A 17635-nucleotide genomic window follows, 5' to 3' on the forward strand; every position below is an offset into this window, starting at 1 on the left:
ATTCCTTAACAATGTTACTTCTGCTCACGGCGTATTTAAGTAAATACCATACCTTTTTTACCGTATTCAATTATTTGTCTTTGCGTGCCATTTTGGGTGTGCTTACCGCGTTGGCTATTTCTCTTTTGATAGGGAATAAAGTCATTGTTTTTTTGCAGCGTTTGCAAATTGGTCAGTCTGTTCGTAATGATGGCCCTCAGACACATTTGTCTAAAGCTGGCACCCCGACCATGGGCGGAGCGCTGATCATATTTTCTATCTCTGTGAGTACATTGCTCTGGGGCGATTTGCGTAACCAATATGTTTGGGTTGTTTTGTTGGTTATGCTGGCATTTGGTGTTGTTGGTTGGGTCGATGATTATCGCAAAGTGGTTGAGAAGAACTCGCGTGGCCTTCCTAGTCGTTGGAAGTATTTTTGGCAAAGTGTGTTTGGTCTAGCGGCTGCCTTTTATTTGTATTACACAGCGAGCACTCCGGCTGAAACGGCGCTGATTGTGCCTCTCTTTAAAGATGTTGCCATCCCTTTAGGTGCGTTTTTTATTGTGCTGACGTATTTCGTAATTGTCGGTACGAGTAATGCTGTGAACTTGACGGATGGTTTAGATGGGTTGGCGATTCTGCCGACGGTTTTAGTCGGTGGAGCACTTGGTGTGTTTGCCTACCTGACCGGTAATATACGATTTGCAGATTATTTGCTTATCCCATATGTGCATGGTTCTGGGGAGTTGCTGGTGTTTTGTGCCGCCCTTGCCGGGGCTGGTTTGGGCTTTTTGTGGTTTAACACTTACCCTGCGCAAATTTTCATGGGCGATGTTGGCTCTTTGGCTTTGGGGGCAGCATTAGGAACCATTGCTGTGATTGTTCGCCAAGAATTGGTGTTGTTCATCATGGGCGGTGTTTTTGTTATGGAAACAGTGTCTGTCATTTTGCAGGTTGCCTCTTATAAGCTGACCAAACGAAGAATATTTAGGATGGCACCAATCCATCATCACTTCGAATTAAAGGGCTGGGCTGAGCCTAAAGTGATTGTTCGTTTTTGGATTATCACTGTTTGTCTTGTTTTAGTAGGTTTTGCAACCTTAAAAGTACGCTAGGAGTTTTGCATGTCGTTGATCGGGTCAGATCGGATAAGAGCCGTTGTCGGCTTGGGAGCGACAGGCTTGTCTTGTGTGCGCTTTTTGGCTAGCAAGGGAATTGAATTTTACGTGGTGGATTCTCGTGAAAATCCACCTGGCTTGGAAGAGGCAAAAAAACTTTGCTCTGAAGAGCGGATCTTTACTGGTGATTTAGAGGTGCTTGAAACCCTTGGGGTGACAGAGCTGTTTGTAAGTCCCGGTATCGCGTTACGCACACCTGTTTTGGCTCGCCTTGCTGAGCGTGGTGTGGCTATGCGTGGTGATATCGATTTGTTCTGCGATTATGTTGATGCGCCTTTTGTTGCTATTACAGGATCGAACGCCAAAAGTACGGTAACGACTTTGGTCGCATTACTGCTTCAGGCGTGTGGTAAAAATGCTAAGGCAGGCGGTAATCTAGGCTTGCCAGCTTTGGATTTGCTGGCTCCTAATACTGATTTCTATGTGCTTGAGTTGTCTAGCTTTCAGCTAGAAACGACACATGCTCTTCAGGCTGATTTGGCCTGTCTCCTGAATGTTTCCGAAGATCATATGGATCGTTATAAAGATCTTTATGAGTATCAGCGGGCTAAGCAAAAAGTCTATCGCGGTTGTAAAGCGGCCGTATGTAATAAACAGGATATCTTGACGGCTCCGCTGTTGGCTGAGGGCGTCCCTGTCCGTGCTTTTACGACTAAAAGCCCCGATCTAAAAGAGTACGGCATGCTTAAGGATGGGGATGGTGCTTGGCTTTGTCGTGGTGTTGAAAGGCTGTATCACACTTCTCAAATCGCCCTAAAGGGCTCTCATAATCATGCCAATGTCTTGGCTGCTCTGGCGATGATTGAGTTGTTGGGTGTGGATGTCATGTCTGAACCTATTGCTAAAGTATTAAGCGAATTTGGTGGTTTGCCACATCGTTGTGAGACGGTTCGTACGCACAATGGGGTTACTTACATCAATGACTCAAAAGGCACAAATGTGGGGGCAACCTTAGCGGCGCTTCAAGGGCTTGGCTCGTCTGCGACTAAAAATATTGTACTGATTGCCGGCGGCGAAGGAAAAGGGGCCGATTTTCGAGCACTTGCTAAACCTGTAAAAGATTTTGTACGCACCACGTATTTGTTTGGGAAAGACGCAGAACGAATCGCTGAAGTGTTGCCCGCAGATGCTGAAGTAAAGCACTTTGATACCTTGGATCAAATTGTGGCCAGTATCGGGCAGGATGGCAAAGAGGGAGATATTGTTTTGTTCTCGCCTGCTTGCGCCAGTCTAGATATGTATAAAAATTATGAAGTACGCGGTGAGCATTTTGCTCGGTTGGTTAATGCATTATGAAATGGTTGAAGGTATTTGACCGAGTTTCTATTCGTGAATTTGCTCAGGTCGATGCGGTTTTCGTAGCTTCTGTTGTGGCTATTCTAGCGCTTGGAATGGTGATGGTTTCAAGTGCTTCCATTTCTATATCTGAAAATATTCACGGTCACCCTTACTTTTTTATGGTGCGACAGGCTCTGTATCTGATTATTGGTTTGATTTCAGGTTGGATTTTATTGTCATTGCCGACAAGCCAGTTGCATAAATGGGGCATTTTGATGATGGGCTTGTCGCTCATCTTACTTATTCTTGTGTTGATGCCGGGGATTGGTAAGAGTGTTAATGGCAGTCGTCGCTGGATTAACCTTGTCGTGTTTAACCTTCAGGCGTCTGAAGTCGCTAAAGTCTGTATGGTGGTTTACGTCTCTGGTTATCTGGTGCGTAGAGCGGATCGAGTGCGAGAAGGTTGGGTGGGGTTCGTTCTTCCTCTTTGTCTTTGTAGTATTTTTCTATTGTTTCTCTTGTTTGAGCCAGATTTCGGTGCGTCCGTTGTTCTACTTGGTACGGTGATGGTGCTGCTCTTTTTGGGCGGCGCGCCTTTGTATCAGTTTTTATTGCTGATGATCGGTGCGGTTTTGATGCTAGGCGTCGTTGCAATTTCAGAAAGCTATCGATTGAAACGTTTGATGAACTTTATCGACCCTTGGGCGGATCCGTTTAATGAAGGCTATCAGTTGAGTCAGGCCTTAATTGCTTATGGTCGCGGGGAATGGTTTGGTTTGGGGCTTGGTAATAGTGTGCAAAAGCTATCTTATCTGCCGGAGGCGCATACGGATTTTGTGTTTTCCATTTGGGTTGAAGAAACCGGTATGTTTGGTGGTTTGTTGCTGATCTTTCTGTTTGCAGTGATGGTGGCGCGGGCTTTTAAAATTGGTCGTCGTGCTATGACTTTATCTCGCCCGTTTGCTGGCTATATGTGCTTCGGCTTTTCCATTCTTATTTTGGCTCAGGTAATCATTAATATTGGCGTGAATACAGGCTTTTTACCGACTAAAGGACTTACGTTGCCTCTTATTAGTTATGGTGGCAGTAGCCTGATTATTACTTTGAGCAGTTTGTTTGTTGTTGCGCGTGTGGATATTGAAAATCGACGTGTTGAAAACGATTCGGGAGAATCTTCTAAATTGAAAGAGAGTGCAGCATGAGTGGTGTAAATAAGGTCATTATTATGGCTGGCGGAACGGGTGGCCATATTTATCCAGCATTGGCTTGTGCTCATAGTTTTAGGGACAAAGGTTTAGATGTTCAGTGGTTAGGTTCGAAAGGAGGCATGGAAGAGTCTCTTGTGCCTAAGCAGGATATTGTTTTGCACTCTTTATCTATTAAAGGCGTGAGAGGTAAAGGATTACTTGGTTTGTTGGCAGCGCCGTTTAGAGTGTTGCATGCGATAGGCCAAGCTGTGGCCGTTTTGCAAAAGGTTAAGCCTGATGTTGTGTTGGGCATGGGCGGGTTTGTGGCAGGCCCTGGCGGTGTGGCAGCTCGACTTCTGGGAATTCCTTTGGTTATTCATGAGCAAAATGCCATTGCTGGGACAACAAATAAATTACTGTCCAAAGTGGCAAGTTTAAGGTTACAGGCTTTTGATGGTGCTTTGCCAAAGGCTATTAGTGTTGGCAATCCAATTAGGAACACTATTTTAGATCAGCGGGTTCGTGAATCTAGAAGTGGTGTTGCGCGACCGCTGCGATTACTTGTTGTAGGCGGTAGTTTGGGAGCTAAGGCAATTAACGATGTGGTCCCGCAAGTTTTGGCGCAATGGCCTTTTTCTCAGCGGTTAGATGTTTGGCATCAAACCGGAGTTCGTAATTTTGATGCGGTCTCAGACATGTATCGTGAGGCTGGAGTGGATGCACGGGTTGAGCCTTACTTGGATAACATGGATCAAGCGTATTATTGGGCGGATATCGTATTGTGTCGGGCAGGTGCTATGACGGTAAGTGAGCTGGCCATTGCTGGGCTGCCGTCTATTTTGGTTCCATATCCTTACGCAATTGACGATCATCAAACGGCCAATGCACTGTATTTAGAAAAAAATGGAGGCGCTTATTTATTGCCTCAACCACAGTTAACTTGTGAAAAAATCATTTCATTGCTTTCTGAGTTTGTAGAGAGTGAAGAGACATTATTGAAAATGGGTGAGCAGGCCAAATTGGTTGCTCATCCAAATGCAACACAAGATGTTGTTGCACACTGTTTAAGGTTAATTAAATCATGATGAATAACAAAACTCAGTACGATATTCCGACAATGCGTCGTATCCAAAATATTCACTTTATCGGTATTGGTGGTGTTGGGATGTGTGGTATTGCCGAGGTGTTACATAACCAAGGCTATCAGGTATCAGGGTCAGATCTTAAGGCGTCCTCGACAACAGAGCGACTTGAAGAGTTAGGGATCAAAATTTATCTCGGCCATTTAGAAGAAAACGTGTATGACGCCCATGTTATTGTGGTGTCTACTGCGGTAAATGAGCAAAACCCAGAAATTATTTGGGGGAAAGAGCATCGTATTCCTATTGTTCGTAGAGCGGAGATGTTGGCGGAGCTTATGCGTTATCGCCATGGCATTGCGGTTGCTGGTACCCATGGCAAAACAACCACAACAAGTTTGATGGCGTCTATTTTGGCGTCAACTGGTGAGGCACCAACCTTTGTAATCGGTGGTCGTTTAACCAGTGCTGGCGCGAATGCGCAATTGGGTAGCAGTGCGTATCTTGTTGCTGAGGCGGATGAGAGCGATGCTTCTTTCCTGCATTTGCAGCCACAGACAGTCATAGTGACCAACATTGATGAAGATCATATGGATACTTACGATGGTGACTTTGAGAAAGTGAAGCATACATTCGTAGAGTTTGTGCATAACCTGCCATTTTATGGTTTGGCAGTGTTGTGTGTTGATGATGAAAATGTTCGCGAAATTCTGCCATTACTGAGTCGTCCTGTTTTGACTTACGGGATAGATCAAGTGGCTGATTTCTATGCGACCGACATTGTCCAAACTGGTCGCTACTGCGAGTTTTTAGCCCACCGTCCTGAGGGTGAGCCGCTGAAGATTCGTTTGCCAATGCCTGGGCGTCACAATGTATTAAATGCGCTTTCAACGATTGCAGTAGCAACAGATTTAGGTGTTGATGCCAGTGCTATTCAGGCTGGTTTGATGGGGTTTGAAGGGGTTGGTCGTCGCTTCCAAGAACAAAAACCGTTAGAGCTTCCGAACGGGTCTAATGTGATGTTTATTGATGATTATGGTCACCACCCGAGTGAAGTTTTGGCAACGATAAAGGCAATTCGTGCAGGTTGGCCAGAAAAACGATTGGTGATGGTGTATCAGCCGCATCGTTACACTAGGACTCGCGACCTTTACGAAGATTTTGTTCGGGTTTTGTCTCAGGTGGATGTGTTGCTGCTGCTTGATGTTTATTCAGCTGGAGAAGTCCCGATTAACGGTGCTGACAGTCGTTCTTTGTGTGGCAGTATTCGTCAGCGTGGTAATGTTGATCCTATTCATGTTGGCGGTGAGGCGGATTTGCGTTCCATTTTAAGTAATGTCCTGCGTGAGGGAGATTTGTTTATTACGCAAGGTGCTGGTGACATTGGCATGGTATCGAAAAACTTATCAGTGAGCGGAATTTAAGATGTTAAAAACACTAAAAGAAGCAGTGATTGCTGTTATTTATGGTGGCCGCTCGGCTGAACGTGAAGTGTCGATGCAAAGCGGTCCTTTGGTCGCGGAAGGCCTTAGGTCAAAAGGTTTCCAGGTTGTAGAAGTGGATCTTTATGGCGCTGATGGGCTGTTGGATCCTATTGTGCAATTGCAGTCTGTATCATTCGATGTGGCGTTCATCGCTTTGCATGGTGGTGAAGGTGAGGATGGTCGAGTTCAAGCTTTGCTTGAAATGCTTGGTAAGCCTTATACGGGAAGCTCGCCTTTGGCTTGTGGGTTGGCAATGGATAAAGTGCTAACTAAGCGCTTTTGGCATGGTATTGGTATTCCGACGCCAGCTTATTTGTCTTTTGTTGGGCATGCTGATGCAGATGTCATTGAAGAACAGATGTCTTATCCAGTGATAGTAAAGCCTTCAAGAGAGGGGTCTACTATTGGAATTAACAAAGCCACTAACAGAGCGGAGCTTGATGAAGCGCTTCTTAAGGCGCTTGAGTATGACTCTGATGTTCTGGTTGAGGAGTTTGTTGATGGGCCTGAATTCACGATAACGATTATCGATGACGTGGCTTATCCTCCAATAGGGCTTAAGCCTGCCCCTGATCATAAGTTGTATGACTATGAGGCAAAATACATTGCGGATGATACCGAGTATCTACTACCTTGTGGCCTGAATGAAGATGATGAAAATGAGCTGCAAATGCTGGCGTTGGATGCTTATCGCTCATTGGGTTGTTCTGGTTGGGGGCGTGTTGATGTAATGCGCGATCAAGCTGGGGTCTTTTGGGTGTTGGAAGTGAATACCGCGCCGGGTATGACATCTCATAGTTTGGTTCCTATGGCGGCTAATTATGTTGGAATTGACTATGCTTCATTAGTAGAGAAGATTGCGCAAAGTGCTTGGGATAAAGTTGGGCGTAACTAGCGTATGAGAATAGCGGCACTCATTGGGGCGATTTTATTAATATTGGTGGCGACATTTCAGGGAAATGAATCCTCTGAAACTTGGTTTGCTATCGAGAATATTGAGATCAAAGGGGATCTGAAATATGCAAAGAAAGCAGAGTTGCAGTCCGATTTTTCTTCTTTGCTCAATCAGAGCCTTTTAAGTGTTTCTTTGTCGGACGCCTTAGCGACAGTTTTGTCATCAGAGTGGGTGGCAAGTGCAGAGATTCGTAAAGTTTGGCCAAATACGTTGCAGGTGCTTGTTCATGAGCATACGCCTCTAGCATACTGGGGGGATAGGCAAGTTCTTTCCACCTCTGCTGCCGTTATTACTCCAAAGACGGTGCCTGATTTGCCGCTTACTCGGCTTTATGGTCCAGAAGGTTCAAGCGATATTGTGCTCGAGCAGTTTGGTTTAGTAAGCCAAGTGCTTGCTTCCTCTTCATTGCGGATATTTTCTCTCACCTTGGAGCCAAGGGGGGCTTGGAATATTGTTTTTACCAATGGAGTAGCCGTCAAGCTAGGAAGAACCGAGATATTAGAACGGTTACAGCGCTTTATAGCGGTGTATAAAAGTGATTTATCGGGTAGAATAGATCAAATAACGTCTGTCGATGCTCGCTATCCTCATGGGGTAGCAGTGGGTTGGGCAAAAAATAAATAATGTTGGCCTGTTTGTTGCTTTTTTGTACAGCATGAAGAGGGTCTCCATAAAAACACGTAATGCCGGGAAGGTAAAATGATAGTCGGTTTGGATGTAGGCACATCGAAAGTTATCTGTTTGGTTGGCGAAGTTCTAGCTGATGGTAGTTTGGAAATTGTCGGTATTGGCTCTCATAGTTCAAAGGGTATGAAGCGTGGTGTTGTCATCAATATTGAGTCAACAGTGCAGTCTATCCAAAGAGCTGTTGAGGAAGCTGAATTGATGGCAGGTTGTAATATACATTCTGTTTATGTCAGTGTTGCTGGGAGCCATATACGCAGCTTGAATTCTCATGGCATTGTGGCGGTGAAAAATGGCGAAGTGCAAAAAGAAGATATTGATCGAGTCATTGATGCCGCGCAAGCTGTGCCAATATCTTCAGATCAGCGAGTGATACATATTCTGCCTCAGGAATACCACATAGATTCGCAGGAAGGCATCAAAGATCCTTTGGGAATGTCTGGTGTTCGTTTAGAGGCCAATGTCCACTTAATCTCAGGCGCCGTGAACGCTGTGATGAATGTGGAGAAATGTATTAAGCGTTGTGGGTTGGGAGTGGATGGTGTCATTCTCTCACAGCTGGCTTCCAGTGAATCTTCACTAAGTGAAGATGAAAAAGATTTAGGTGTTTGTTTAATAGATATCGGTGCAGGAACGTCTGATATCGCAGTTTGGATTGATGGCGCGTTGCACCATACTGCAGTGGTTCCGGTGGCGGGTGATCAGGTCACGAATGATATTTCGATGGCTCTGCGTACTCCGACTCAACACGCAGAAGAAATTAAAGTGAAGTATGCTTGTGCAATGTCTTCTATGGCTTCTGCTGAGCAGGTTCTTCAAGTGCCAAGTGTTGGGGATCGTCAACCAAGATCTATTACACGCCATGCCTTAACTGAAGTTGTAGAGGCTCGGTATGAAGAAATTTACAATTTAGTTTTAGATGAGTTAAGGCGCAGTGGATATGCTGAGCGTATCCCTGCAGGTATTGTAATTACTGGGGGTACGTCCCTAATGGAAGGGGCAGCTGAACTGGCGGAGAAGGTTTTCCAGATGCCTGTTCGACTATCTTTACCAGATAGTACTAAAGGAATGTCGGACATTGTCGATAACCCTATATATTCAACAAGTGTTGGATTATTGGCTTATGGCAGTAAAGAGGCTGAAGTAACGGAAATCTCGAAACGAATGATGTCTAAGACGCAAACTAAACGAGAAACGTCAGTTCTGGCACCTAAAGAAATCGGGTCATCCTTCAGTGCAGCGAAGGCGTGGCAGAAACTTAAACACTGGTTTCAAAGTTATATTTAGTCAGAAGTGATTACGAATTTATTGAGGAGCGATAAGCCCATGAATGTCTTTGATTTAGCCGAAGATAATCTATCAGATAATGCTGTTATTAAAGTTGTTGGTGTTGGCGGTGGCGGTGGTAATGCCGTGCGTCACATGCTTGAGAACCGATTGGAAGGTGTGGAATTTATCTGTGCTAACACGGATTCCAAGGCTCTGATAGGTTTCGAGACAGGTGTTTCTTTGCAACTGGGCTCAACGATCACAAAAGGATTGGGTGCAGGTGCAAACCCTGAGGTGGGGCGCGACTCCGCTTTAGAAGACCAAGAAAAGATTACCCAGTTGTTAACTGGCGCTGATATGGTTTTTATCACCGCTGGTATGGGCGGTGGTACAGGAACAGGTGCTGCTCCCGTTATTGCTAAGGTGGCTCGTGAGCTTGGTATATTGACGGTTGCTGTTGTTACTAAGCCTTTTCCGTTTGAAGGCCGTCGTCGAGCACGCGTTGCAGAAGATGGTGTTAAAGAATTGCGTGAAAATGTCGATTCATTAATAACAGTACCGAATGAACGCTTGTTACCAGTATTGGGAAAAAATATTTCCCTGCTGAAGGCATTTGGTGAAGCAAACAATGTTTTGTTTAATGCGGTTCAGGGTATAACAGATTTGATCATGCGACCTGGTTTGATCAACGTCGACTTTGCAGACGTAAGAACGGTTATGTCTGAGATGGGTATGGCGATGATGGGGACGGGGTCTGCATCAGGTGAGGATAGAGCGAGAGTGGCTGCTGAGGCCGCAATTCACAATCCATTGCTTGAAGACATCAATCTTAGAGGTGCACGTGGTGTGCTGGTAAACATTACAGCCAACGAAGAAGTTGGGTTGTCCGAGTTTACTGAGGTTGGTGGAATTATTGAAGAATATGCATCGGAAGATGCTACTGTCGTAATTGGTTGTGCTATCGATCCTAGTGTAGGTGATGAGATGCGAGTTACGGTGGTTGCTACTGGTTTAGAGGGTCGTACCGCAGTTGAAATGAAGTCTGCTGTTGGTGAATCTGCTGTCTCTCAACCGGTTATGACAAAGGTGGAGCAACAAGTTGTAGAAAACACTGAAGCGCAAGTTTCAGTGGCTCCTCCTGAGTCTAAGCCTTCGCTTAATACCAAGGTGGAAGTTGTAGAGAAAAACTTGGATGAAAAGAAAGAATCAACGGATTCATCTTCTATTTCAAGTGGCGATAAATTGTCATATTTGGACATTCCAGCGTTTTTGCGTCGACAAGCTGATTAGTTTCAGCAAAAACGATGCAATATCAAAAGGTTGGATTGTATATAAAATGTGTTATTGATATTATTTGTAAAGAATAGTATCCAGTCATAAAAATGTAGGAATCAAATGGTACGCCAACACACACTAAAGAACATTATTCGAGCTACTGGAGTGGGTTTACACTCTGGCGAGAAGGTGTATTTGACATTAAAACCTGCTCCTGTGAATACGGGTATCGTATTTGTTCGTACAGACTTGGATCCAGTTGTAGAGATTCATGGCGATGCGAAGGCAGTAGGGTCAACAAATTTTGCTACGGCTTTATGTCAGGGTGATGTGAAGGTTAGTACTGTAGAGCATTTGTTGTCAGCCATGGCTGGTCTAGGTGTTGATAACGCCTATGTAGAAGTAAGCGCTAGCGAAATTCCTCTTATGGATGGAAGTGCAAGCCCTTTTGTTTTCCTTCTGCAGTCTGCTGGTTTGGAAGCTCAAAACGCACCGAAGAAATTCATTCGAGTTAAGAAGCCTATTCGAGTTGATGAGGGCGATAAATATGCCTCTCTTGAGCCTCATTCAGGTTTCCGACTGTCGTTTACAATTGACTTTCAGCATCCTGCCATTGGTGAAGATGTGCAAAGCACGTCGTTTGATTTTTCAACGACTACTTTTGTGAAAGAAATTAGCCGCGCACGTACTTTTGGTTTTATGAAGGATCTAGAATACTTCAAAAATAATAACCTTGCTCGTGGCGCAAACATGGAAAATGCCATTGTTCTTGATGACTATCGCGTCCTGAACGATGAAGGTTTGCGTTACCGTGATGAGCTAGTGCGTCATAAGGTATTGGATGCGATTGGTGATCTTTATCTTTTGGGTCACAGTCTTATCGGTGAATACAAAGCTTATAAATCAGGCCATGCTTTGAATAATAAACTTTTGTTAGCTTTGCTTGAGCATCAAGACGCTTGGGAATATGTTGTTTTCGAAGATGAAGCGCAAACAACGCCTATTTCTTATGTGGAGCCAGCTTTTGTTGGCGCTTAATAAGTGATTAATTCTTAACCGAATACAAAAAAACCAGACAATATGTCTGGTTTTTTTGTATTTAGGTCCTTGATATTTCATGTTTTGTCTCACATTACCGTGGTAGACTGTGTTTATTACTAATTGGCTACGTTGAGTTCAAGATGTTAGGAACCGTAATTAAAAAAATTGTCGGCACAAAGAATGACCGAGAAGTAAAACGATATAAAAAAATCGTTACGCAAATTAATCAATTCGAAGAATCTCTCAAAAAATTATCAGACGATGATTTGTCAGGAAAAACCAGCGAGTTTCGTGAACGTTTAAATAAAGGCGAATCACTTGATTCTATTTTGCCTGAGGCGTTTGCTGTTGTCAGAGAAGGCAGTAGTCGTGTGATGGGGATGCGCCACTTTGATGTGCAGCTCATTGGTGGAATGGTTTTGAACGAAGGTCGAATTGCAGAGATGCGAACAGGTGAAGGTAAAACGCTTGTTGCAACGCTTGCAGTGTATTTGAACGCATTGACGTCTAAAGGCGTTCACGTTGTTACGGTGAATGATTACCTTGCTAAACGTGATGCGAATTGGATGCGTCCACTTTATGAATTTTTAGACATGAGTGTCGGTGTTGTTTTTTCTGGTCAAGATCGTGATGAGAAGAAGTCGGCTTACTTATGTGATATCACCTACGGAACGAACAACGAATTTGGCTTTGACTATCTTCGTGACAATATGGTGTTCCGCCTAGAAGATCGTGTTCAGCGTGATTTGAACTTTTCTGTAGTGGATGAAGTCGACTCCATCCTAATAGATGAGGCGAGAACGCCTCTTATTATTTCTGGTGCTGTAGAAGACAGTTCTGAGCAGTATCGTAAGATTAACCAGTTGGCGCCATTACTGACCAAGCAAGAAAGTTCTGACGATGCTGAGGGTGATGCGGCTACTGGGCATTATATTTTTGATGAGTCGCAGCGCAGTATCGAGTTAACCGAAGAAGGTCACTCGTTTGTTGAGGCGTGGCTGGTAGAGCAAGGATTGTTGGGTGAAGGTGAAAGCCTTTATGCGGCAGGAAATCTTTCTTTATTGCACCATGTTCATGCGTGTATGAAGGCCCATGTTATCTTTAAGAAAAACATTGATTATGTGATTCAAGGAGATCAAATCGTCATCGTTGACGAGCATACGGGTCGTACCATGCCAGGTCGTCGTTGGTCTGAGGGTATCCACCAAGCAGTAGAAGCAAAAGAGGGTGTGACGATTCAGGCGGAAAGTCAGACATTGGCGTCGACGACTTTCCAAAATTACTTCCGTCTATATGACAAATTATCTGGAATGACGGGTACAGCCGATACGGAAGCTTTTGAGTTTCAGCAAATTTATGGTCTATCCGTCATTGTTATTCCGACCAATCGTCAGGTTCAGCGTAAAGACTATAACGACCTTATTTACATGACGACGGAAGACAAGTTTGAAGCGATTGTCTTGGATATTGAAGAAATTATTCAGCAAGGGCGTCCTGTATTAGTGGGTACGGCTTCTATTGAATATTCTGAGTTGCTGTCAAATTATCTTGAGAAGAAAAACGTAAAACACAATGTTCTAAATGCTAAACAGCATGAGCGTGAAGCTCAGATCATTGCAGATGCGGGTCGTCCTGGTGCTGTTACCATTGCTACCAATATGGCGGGTCGTGGTACAGATATTGTATTGGGTGGTAATTTGCAGGTTGAGATTGATCAGCTGGGCGAAGGAGCTAGTCAAGAAAGTATCGATGCGTTGAAGGCGGATTGGAAGTCTCGAAATGAGTCTGTATTGGCTGCCGGTGGTTTGCATATCATTGGTACTGAGCGTCATGAGTCTCGTCGTATTGATAACCAGTTGCGTGGACGTGCAGGGCGTCAAGGCGACGTTGGTTCTTCACGCTTCTACTTGTCATTAGAAGACAATTTAATGCGTATTTTCATGTCTGATCGCATCAAGAAAATGATGATGGCGTTGGGTATGGAGAAGGGTGAAGCCATAGAGCATAAGATGGTTTCGAATGCGATTGAAAAGGCCCAGCGTAAAGTTGAAGGTCGTAACTTTGATATTCGTAAGCAATTGCTTGAGTATGATGATGTTGCGAATGATCAGCGTCAGGTAATTTATCGTCAGCGCTTTGATATGATGGTATCAGAAGATCTTTCTGAGGCTATTTCAGCTATGCGAGAAGAGGTAGTTGCTGGGGTTATTGATGAGTTTATTCCGCCGCAAAGTATCTTCGACATGTGGGATCTTGCAGGATTAGAGGATAAGATTCGTAATGAGTTTGGCCTAGAGCTTCCTATTGCAAAATGGGTAGAAGAAGACAAAAAACTGTACGAAGAACCTCTGCGTCAGAAAATTCTGGATGCTTTTGTTGAAGATTACCAAGCAAAAGAGCAAGTTGCTGGCGCAAGTTCGTTTAGAGCTTTCGAGAAGCAAGTGCTTCTTCAGGTTCTTGATACTCTTTGGAAAGAGCACCTTCAGACGATGGATATGCTTAGACAAGGTATTCATTTGCGTGGTTATGCACAAAAGAATCCAAAGCAGGAATACAAACGTGAATCGTTTGAGCTGTTCCAAGGCTTGCTAGAGCAGATTAAGTTTGAAGTGATTCAAATTATTGCTCGTGTGAGAGTTCAGTCTGCAGAAGAAGCCGAAAAAATAGAAGCGGCTCGCAAGGCACAAGAAGAAAAAACAACAATGAGTATGGTTCATGATTCATTGAATGCTTTAGACGATGGCTCTAGCGAGTCGCAAGAATATCCTAAAGTAGGTCGAAATGAGCCTTGCCCATGTGGGTCTGGTAAGAAATATAAGCAGTGTCACGGTAGTCTTGTTTAACTGGAGAAAGTTTAAATGGCTGTAGGGTTGCATGATTTTCCTCTTATTCCGGAAATAAAAGGGGTAAGAATTGGTGTTGCAGAAGCAGGTATCAAAAAGCCTAATAAAAAAGATGTTGTCATTTTTGAGTTATGCGAAGGTGCTTCTGTTGCGGGTGTTTTTACTCAAAACGCATTTTGTGCAGCACCCGTGCGTATTTGTCAAAAACATCTAGGCTTATCCAACAGTCGTTATTTGTTGATTAATACAGGTAACGCTAATGCTGGTACTGGTAAATCAGGTTTGGAAACGGCACTGAAAACGTGTGAGTCGTTGGCTCATGAAACAGGTGTGAGCGTTGAATCTATATTGCCTTTCTCTACCGGTGTTATTGGAGAGCCTTTGCCTGTAGCGAAGATCATTGCAGCAATACCATCAGCACTTGCAAATCTGTCTGGTGATAACTGGCGTTCTGCTGGTATTGGTATTATGACAACGGATACTTTACCAAAGGGCTCTGTGCGTACCTTCGAACATGAAGGTCGTTCTTATTCTATTGCTGGTATCTCCAAAGGCGCCGGTATGATTCGTCCTAATATGGCGACTATGCTGGGTTACGTGTGTAGTGATATTGCGATGGAGCAAGATGTTCTTCAGTCGATTCTGAAGGATGTTGTTAACAAGAGCTTTAACCGTATTACCGTTGATAGTGATACCTCTACAAATGATTCTTGTGTTGCGGTTGCAACAGGAATGGCAGGCAATGCAAAAGTCTCTTCGGTCGATGAGCCACTGGCAAAAGCTTTTATTGTTGCGTTTACTGAGGTTATGCAGGAGCTTGCTCATGCGATTGTGCGCGATGGTGAAGGGGCAACTAAGTTTGTCACTGTGGAAGTTATAGGCGCTTCTGTTGAGTCTGATGCAACGAAAGTTGCCTTCGAGATTGCTCATTCACCTTTGGTGAAAACGGCTTTGTTTGCTTCAGATCCTAACTGGGGTCGTATTTTGGCGGTTGTTGGTCGTGCGGGCGTTGAAGGTTTAAATGTTGATCATGTTCAGTTGCATATCAACGGGTTTGAAGTAGCTCGTGATGGTGGTCGTTCTCCAGATTATTTGGAGGAACATGGGAAAGAAGCAATGGCACCAGAAGAAATACATATAGTGCTCGACTTAGGAATGGGATCTGAATCTGATACTGTTTGGACGACGGATTTTTCTCATGAGTATGTCACTATTAATGCTGAGTACCGTACCTAATGTTGGTTAGAGTTGCTGCCGGTATTATTGTTCGCGATGATTTGGTTTTTATTGCTCTTCGCAAGTCAAGCCAGCATCAGGGTGGTTTATGGGAGTTTCCTGGGGGTAAGTGTGAACCTATGGAATCTCCAGAGACTGCATTGCAGCGTGAGTTAAAAGAAGAGTGTGGCATCGCTGTCACTGAGTACTCTTTTTTTAAGACCATTGCCCATGATTATGGCGATAAACAAGTTGAGCTTTGTTTTTATAAAGTAACAAAGTTTGATGGTGAGCCAGTGGGGAGTGAGGGTCAGCAAACCGCTTGGGTGCCAGTTTCTGATCTGCCTTCTTATGACTTCCCTGAGGCGAACAAAGAAATTGTTGCTGATCTGATTAAGTAGTTAGTGCAGCGAACAAAAAAAGAGCTTCATATATTGAAGCCCTTTTTTTTGTTTTTTTAGTCAAGTATTTTGGCTAAGAGTTTTCTTACTGTGCTTGGTTCAAAAGGTTTGCCGCAGATAGCATCTACCCCTTCTTGGGCGATATTTGATAGCTGGCTATTTTCAGTGTCCGCGTTAGAGCTAACCATCAATATTGGAATATGGGCTAAGGACGGGTCTAACCTGACCGCTTCAGTAAGCTCTAAACCATCCATTTCAGGCATATTGTAGTCGGTTACAATAAGGTCAAATTCCATTTCGTTCAGTAGAAGAATTGCTTCTTTGCCATTTTCTGCAAATTGGATGTCTTCTATTCCCATTGTGTTTAGTGTTTTGCTTATGTGCTTTCGAGCCATCAGGCTGTCGTCTGTAATAAGTACTCTTAGTGTTCGTGGATCAAACAACTCTAAATCAATTTCTTCTTCAACAATGAGATCTAGAGTAGCGTGAATCGCCCTTACTAAATTCTTTTGGCTAAAAGGTTTGGGTAATATGGCAAGAACGCCAGACTGCCTTAAGTGCTCTAAATTCTCACGGTTTCTTTCGCTAGAAATGAGCATGAAGCACTGGTTTTCTGTGTCTGGATTAGCGCGTATTTTGTCGATAAGTTCATTTGCGGTTCCGTCAGGAAGGTACATTGACGAAATGACTAGGTCGGGCGGAAACGAAGCGAGTAAGTCCATTGCTTCTTGAATACTGTTTGCGTATTCAATTTGCTTTATGCCGGCATCTTCTAGAGCTTTAGTGATGATTTTCTTTTGGGTATCTGACGGTTCTACTAAGAGAAAAGATAGGTCATTTATCGCTGCATAAGTGCTCATAGTTTAAAGTTGCCTATTTTGTTTGTGATGTTATGACTTTTACTAGGACTATTTTGTGTTTATGGTTGCTTACTGCTTAATATGAATATATTAAATAGGTTAACATGTTTTATCTAGTCTATTTGAATTGTGGGAGTGGTAATGTCGACAGCAAGTGCGTGTCATATCTTGGTAAAAACCAAAGCGGAAGCGGACTCATTAAAGGCTAAGTTAGATAAAGGCGCTGATTTTCATAAATTGGCCAAGCAATTCTCAACTTGTCCTTCTGGTAAAAAAGGTGGAGACCTTGGGGAGTTTCGCAAAGGGGATATGGTGCCAGCGTTTGATAAGGCTGTGTTTGGTGGTCCGCTGTATAAAATTCAGGGGCCCGTTAAAACACAGTTTGGTTTTCATTTGATTAAAGTGTTGTATCGTTCTTAAGGTGGGTGAAAATGAATAATGTGATTCAGCTCGACAGTCTGTATTATGTTGCGCCTCAGATCTTGCTAGAAGATATAGAGGTGTTGAAGAATCTAGGTTTTGAAAGGGTGATTAATAATCGTCCTGATTTTGAGTCTGAAGATCAGCCGACAGATAATGCTTTGCGCGCAAAGGCTGAAGCATTAGGTCTAGAATATGTTAGTAACCCAATTGACTTATCTAAGCTGTCGAAAGAGCATGTTGAGGTTCAGTCTGACGCGCTAGGTGTCAGTAAAAAAACCTTGGCTTTTTGCCGTACAGGAACTCGATCTTCCGTTTTGTGGCTGCTGTCTGAAAATGCTAAGGGTAAGTCTTCTGATGAGCTTAGTGCTTATGTGGCAGGGAAAGGTTTTGATCTTTCTCGGTGTGCGGCAGCAATGGCGCCTTTGTTGAATAAATAACTGTCAGTATGTGTCTGAGGCATAGCAGGCAATTTTCTTTCTTTGTG

The 17635-nt window shown here is 43.8% G+C and carries 16 protein-coding genes; 15 read left to right on the plus strand and 1 reads right to left on the minus strand.

Annotated features, from left to right (window positions below):
- Nucleotides 1-11: 11 nt before the first annotated feature.
- The 13 genes from mraY to mutT all read left to right on the plus strand — a co-directional run bounded on the left by mraY (nucleotide 12) and on the right by mutT (nucleotide 15868).
- Nucleotides 12-1094 (plus strand): phospho-N-acetylmuramoyl-pentapeptide-transferase, encoded by a 1083-nt coding sequence (mraY, locus tag DFP75_RS02440; RefSeq protein WP_110571906.1) that lies wholly within the window; start codon nucleotides 12-14, stop codon nucleotides 1092-1094.
- Nucleotides 1095-1103: 9 nt separating this feature from the next.
- A complete protein-coding gene (gene murD, locus DFP75_RS02445) occupies nucleotides 1104-2453 on the plus strand; it encodes a UDP-N-acetylmuramoyl-L-alanine--D-glutamate ligase (protein WP_110571907.1) in 1350 nt (449 codons plus the stop codon).
- Nucleotides 2450-3637, plus strand: coding sequence for a putative lipid II flippase FtsW (gene ftsW, locus DFP75_RS02450; RefSeq protein WP_110571908.1), 1188 nt, complete (start codon nucleotides 2450-2452; stop codon nucleotides 3635-3637). Before murD ends, ftsW begins: the two co-directional genes overlap by 4 nt.
- Complete coding sequence (gene murG, locus DFP75_RS02455) at nucleotides 3634-4707, plus strand: undecaprenyldiphospho-muramoylpentapeptide beta-N-acetylglucosaminyltransferase (protein ID WP_110571909.1); 1074 nt, start codon at nucleotides 3634-3636, stop codon at nucleotides 4705-4707. The genes ftsW and murG overlap by 4 nt, the downstream gene beginning before the upstream one ends.
- The gene (gene murC, locus DFP75_RS02460; protein ID WP_110571910.1) at nucleotides 4704-6125 is read left to right on the plus strand and encodes a UDP-N-acetylmuramate--L-alanine ligase; all 1422 of its coding nucleotides are present in this window, start codon (nucleotides 4704-4706) and stop codon (nucleotides 6123-6125) included. Before murG ends, murC begins: the two co-directional genes overlap by 4 nt.
- A 1-nt stretch (nucleotide 6126) precedes the next feature.
- Nucleotides 6127-7080 (plus strand): D-alanine--D-alanine ligase, encoded by a 954-nt coding sequence (locus DFP75_RS02465; RefSeq protein WP_110571911.1) that lies wholly within the window; start codon nucleotides 6127-6129, stop codon nucleotides 7078-7080.
- Nucleotides 7081-7083: 3 nt separating this feature from the next.
- A complete protein-coding gene (locus tag DFP75_RS02470; RefSeq protein ID WP_110571912.1) occupies nucleotides 7084-7764 on the plus strand; it encodes a cell division protein FtsQ/DivIB in 681 nt (226 codons plus the stop codon).
- Nucleotides 7765-7839: 75 nt separating this feature from the next.
- Entirely contained in the window at nucleotides 7840-9111 is a 1272-nt protein-coding gene (ftsA, locus tag DFP75_RS02475) for a cell division protein FtsA (protein ID WP_110571913.1), read from the plus strand.
- A gap of 39 nt (nucleotides 9112-9150) precedes the next feature.
- Nucleotides 9151-10383 carry a cell division protein FtsZ gene (ftsZ, locus tag DFP75_RS02480; protein ID WP_110571914.1) on the plus strand — a complete coding sequence of 411 codons (1233 nt, stop codon included), beginning with the start codon at nucleotides 9151-9153 and terminating at the stop codon, nucleotides 10381-10383.
- A 105-nt stretch (nucleotides 10384-10488) separates the two neighbouring features.
- A complete protein-coding gene (gene lpxC, locus DFP75_RS02485) occupies nucleotides 10489-11406 on the plus strand; it encodes a UDP-3-O-acyl-N-acetylglucosamine deacetylase (RefSeq protein WP_110571915.1) in 918 nt (305 codons plus the stop codon).
- Nucleotides 11407-11549: 143 nt separating this feature from the next.
- A complete protein-coding gene (secA, locus tag DFP75_RS02490) occupies nucleotides 11550-14252 on the plus strand; it encodes a preprotein translocase subunit SecA (protein ID WP_110571916.1) in 2703 nt (900 codons plus the stop codon).
- A 15-nt stretch (nucleotides 14253-14267) separates the two neighbouring features.
- Nucleotides 14268-15488, plus strand: a complete 1221-nt coding sequence (gene argJ / locus DFP75_RS02495) for a bifunctional glutamate N-acetyltransferase/amino-acid acetyltransferase ArgJ (RefSeq protein WP_110571917.1) — start codon at nucleotides 14268-14270, stop codon at nucleotides 15486-15488.
- A complete protein-coding gene (gene mutT, locus DFP75_RS02500; RefSeq protein ID WP_110571918.1) occupies nucleotides 15488-15868 on the plus strand; it encodes an 8-oxo-dGTP diphosphatase MutT in 381 nt (126 codons plus the stop codon). The genes argJ and mutT overlap by 1 nt, the downstream gene beginning before the upstream one ends.
- A 56-nt stretch (nucleotides 15869-15924) precedes the next feature.
- On the opposite strand, the gene DFP75_RS02505 is transcribed toward mutT, so the two are convergent.
- Nucleotides 15925-16728 (minus strand): response regulator, encoded by an 804-nt coding sequence (locus DFP75_RS02505; RefSeq protein WP_110571919.1) that lies wholly within the window; start codon nucleotides 16726-16728, stop codon nucleotides 15925-15927.
- 141 nt (nucleotides 16729-16869) lie between these two features.
- Between DFP75_RS02505 and ppiC the strand changes: the two genes are divergently transcribed.
- The gene (gene ppiC / locus DFP75_RS02510; RefSeq protein WP_110571920.1) at nucleotides 16870-17148 is read left to right on the plus strand and encodes a peptidylprolyl isomerase PpiC; all 279 of its coding nucleotides are present in this window, start codon (nucleotides 16870-16872) and stop codon (nucleotides 17146-17148) included.
- Between the two features lie 11 nt (nucleotides 17149-17159).
- Nucleotides 17160-17588 (plus strand): protein tyrosine phosphatase family protein, encoded by a 429-nt coding sequence (locus tag DFP75_RS02515; protein WP_110571921.1) that lies wholly within the window; start codon nucleotides 17160-17162, stop codon nucleotides 17586-17588.
- Nucleotides 17589-17635 lie beyond the last annotated feature (47 nt).

The organism is Marinomonas alcarazii, assembly GCF_003208215.1.
In the GTDB taxonomy this organism is placed as follows: Bacteria; Pseudomonadota; Gammaproteobacteria; order Pseudomonadales; family Marinomonadaceae; genus Marinomonas; species Marinomonas alcarazii.

Excerpts from the sequence above, each read along its gene's own strand:
- ftsW (WP_110571908.1), top strand. The coding sequence starts at position 2,450 with ATGAAATGGTTGAAGGTATTTGACCGAGTTTCTATTCGTGAATTTGCT.
- mraY (WP_110571906.1), top strand. The coding sequence starts at position 12 with ATGTTACTTCTGCTCACGGCGTATTTAAGTAAATACCATACCTTTTTT.
- mutT (WP_110571918.1), top strand. The coding sequence starts at position 15,488 with ATGTTGGTTAGAGTTGCTGCCGGTATTATTGTTCGCGATGATTTGGTT.
- ftsA (WP_110571913.1), top strand. The coding sequence starts at position 7,840 with ATGATAGTCGGTTTGGATGTAGGCACATCGAAAGTTATCTGTTTGGTT.
- DFP75_RS02515 (WP_110571921.1), top strand. The coding sequence starts at position 17,160 with ATGAATAATGTGATTCAGCTCGACAGTCTGTATTATGTTGCGCCTCAG.
- DFP75_RS02470 (WP_110571912.1), top strand. The coding sequence starts at position 7,084 with ATGAGAATAGCGGCACTCATTGGGGCGATTTTATTAATATTGGTGGCG.
- ftsZ (WP_110571914.1), top strand. The coding sequence starts at position 9,151 with ATGAATGTCTTTGATTTAGCCGAAGATAATCTATCAGATAATGCTGTT.
- DFP75_RS02465 (WP_110571911.1), top strand. The coding sequence starts at position 6,127 with ATGTTAAAAACACTAAAAGAAGCAGTGATTGCTGTTATTTATGGTGGC.
- DFP75_RS02505 (WP_110571919.1), bottom strand. The coding sequence starts at position 16,728 with ATGAGCACTTATGCAGCGATAAATGACCTATCTTTTCTCTTAGTAGAA.
- murG (WP_110571909.1), top strand. The coding sequence starts at position 3,634 with ATGAGTGGTGTAAATAAGGTCATTATTATGGCTGGCGGAACGGGTGGC.
- secA (WP_110571916.1), top strand. The coding sequence starts at position 11,550 with ATGTTAGGAACCGTAATTAAAAAAATTGTCGGCACAAAGAATGACCGA.
- lpxC (WP_110571915.1), top strand. The coding sequence starts at position 10,489 with ATGGTACGCCAACACACACTAAAGAACATTATTCGAGCTACTGGAGTG.
- argJ (WP_110571917.1), top strand. The coding sequence starts at position 14,268 with ATGGCTGTAGGGTTGCATGATTTTCCTCTTATTCCGGAAATAAAAGGG.
- murC (WP_110571910.1), top strand. The coding sequence starts at position 4,704 with ATGATGAATAACAAAACTCAGTACGATATTCCGACAATGCGTCGTATC.
- ppiC (WP_110571920.1), top strand. The coding sequence starts at position 16,870 with ATGTCGACAGCAAGTGCGTGTCATATCTTGGTAAAAACCAAAGCGGAA.
- murD (WP_110571907.1), top strand. The coding sequence starts at position 1,104 with ATGTCGTTGATCGGGTCAGATCGGATAAGAGCCGTTGTCGGCTTGGGA.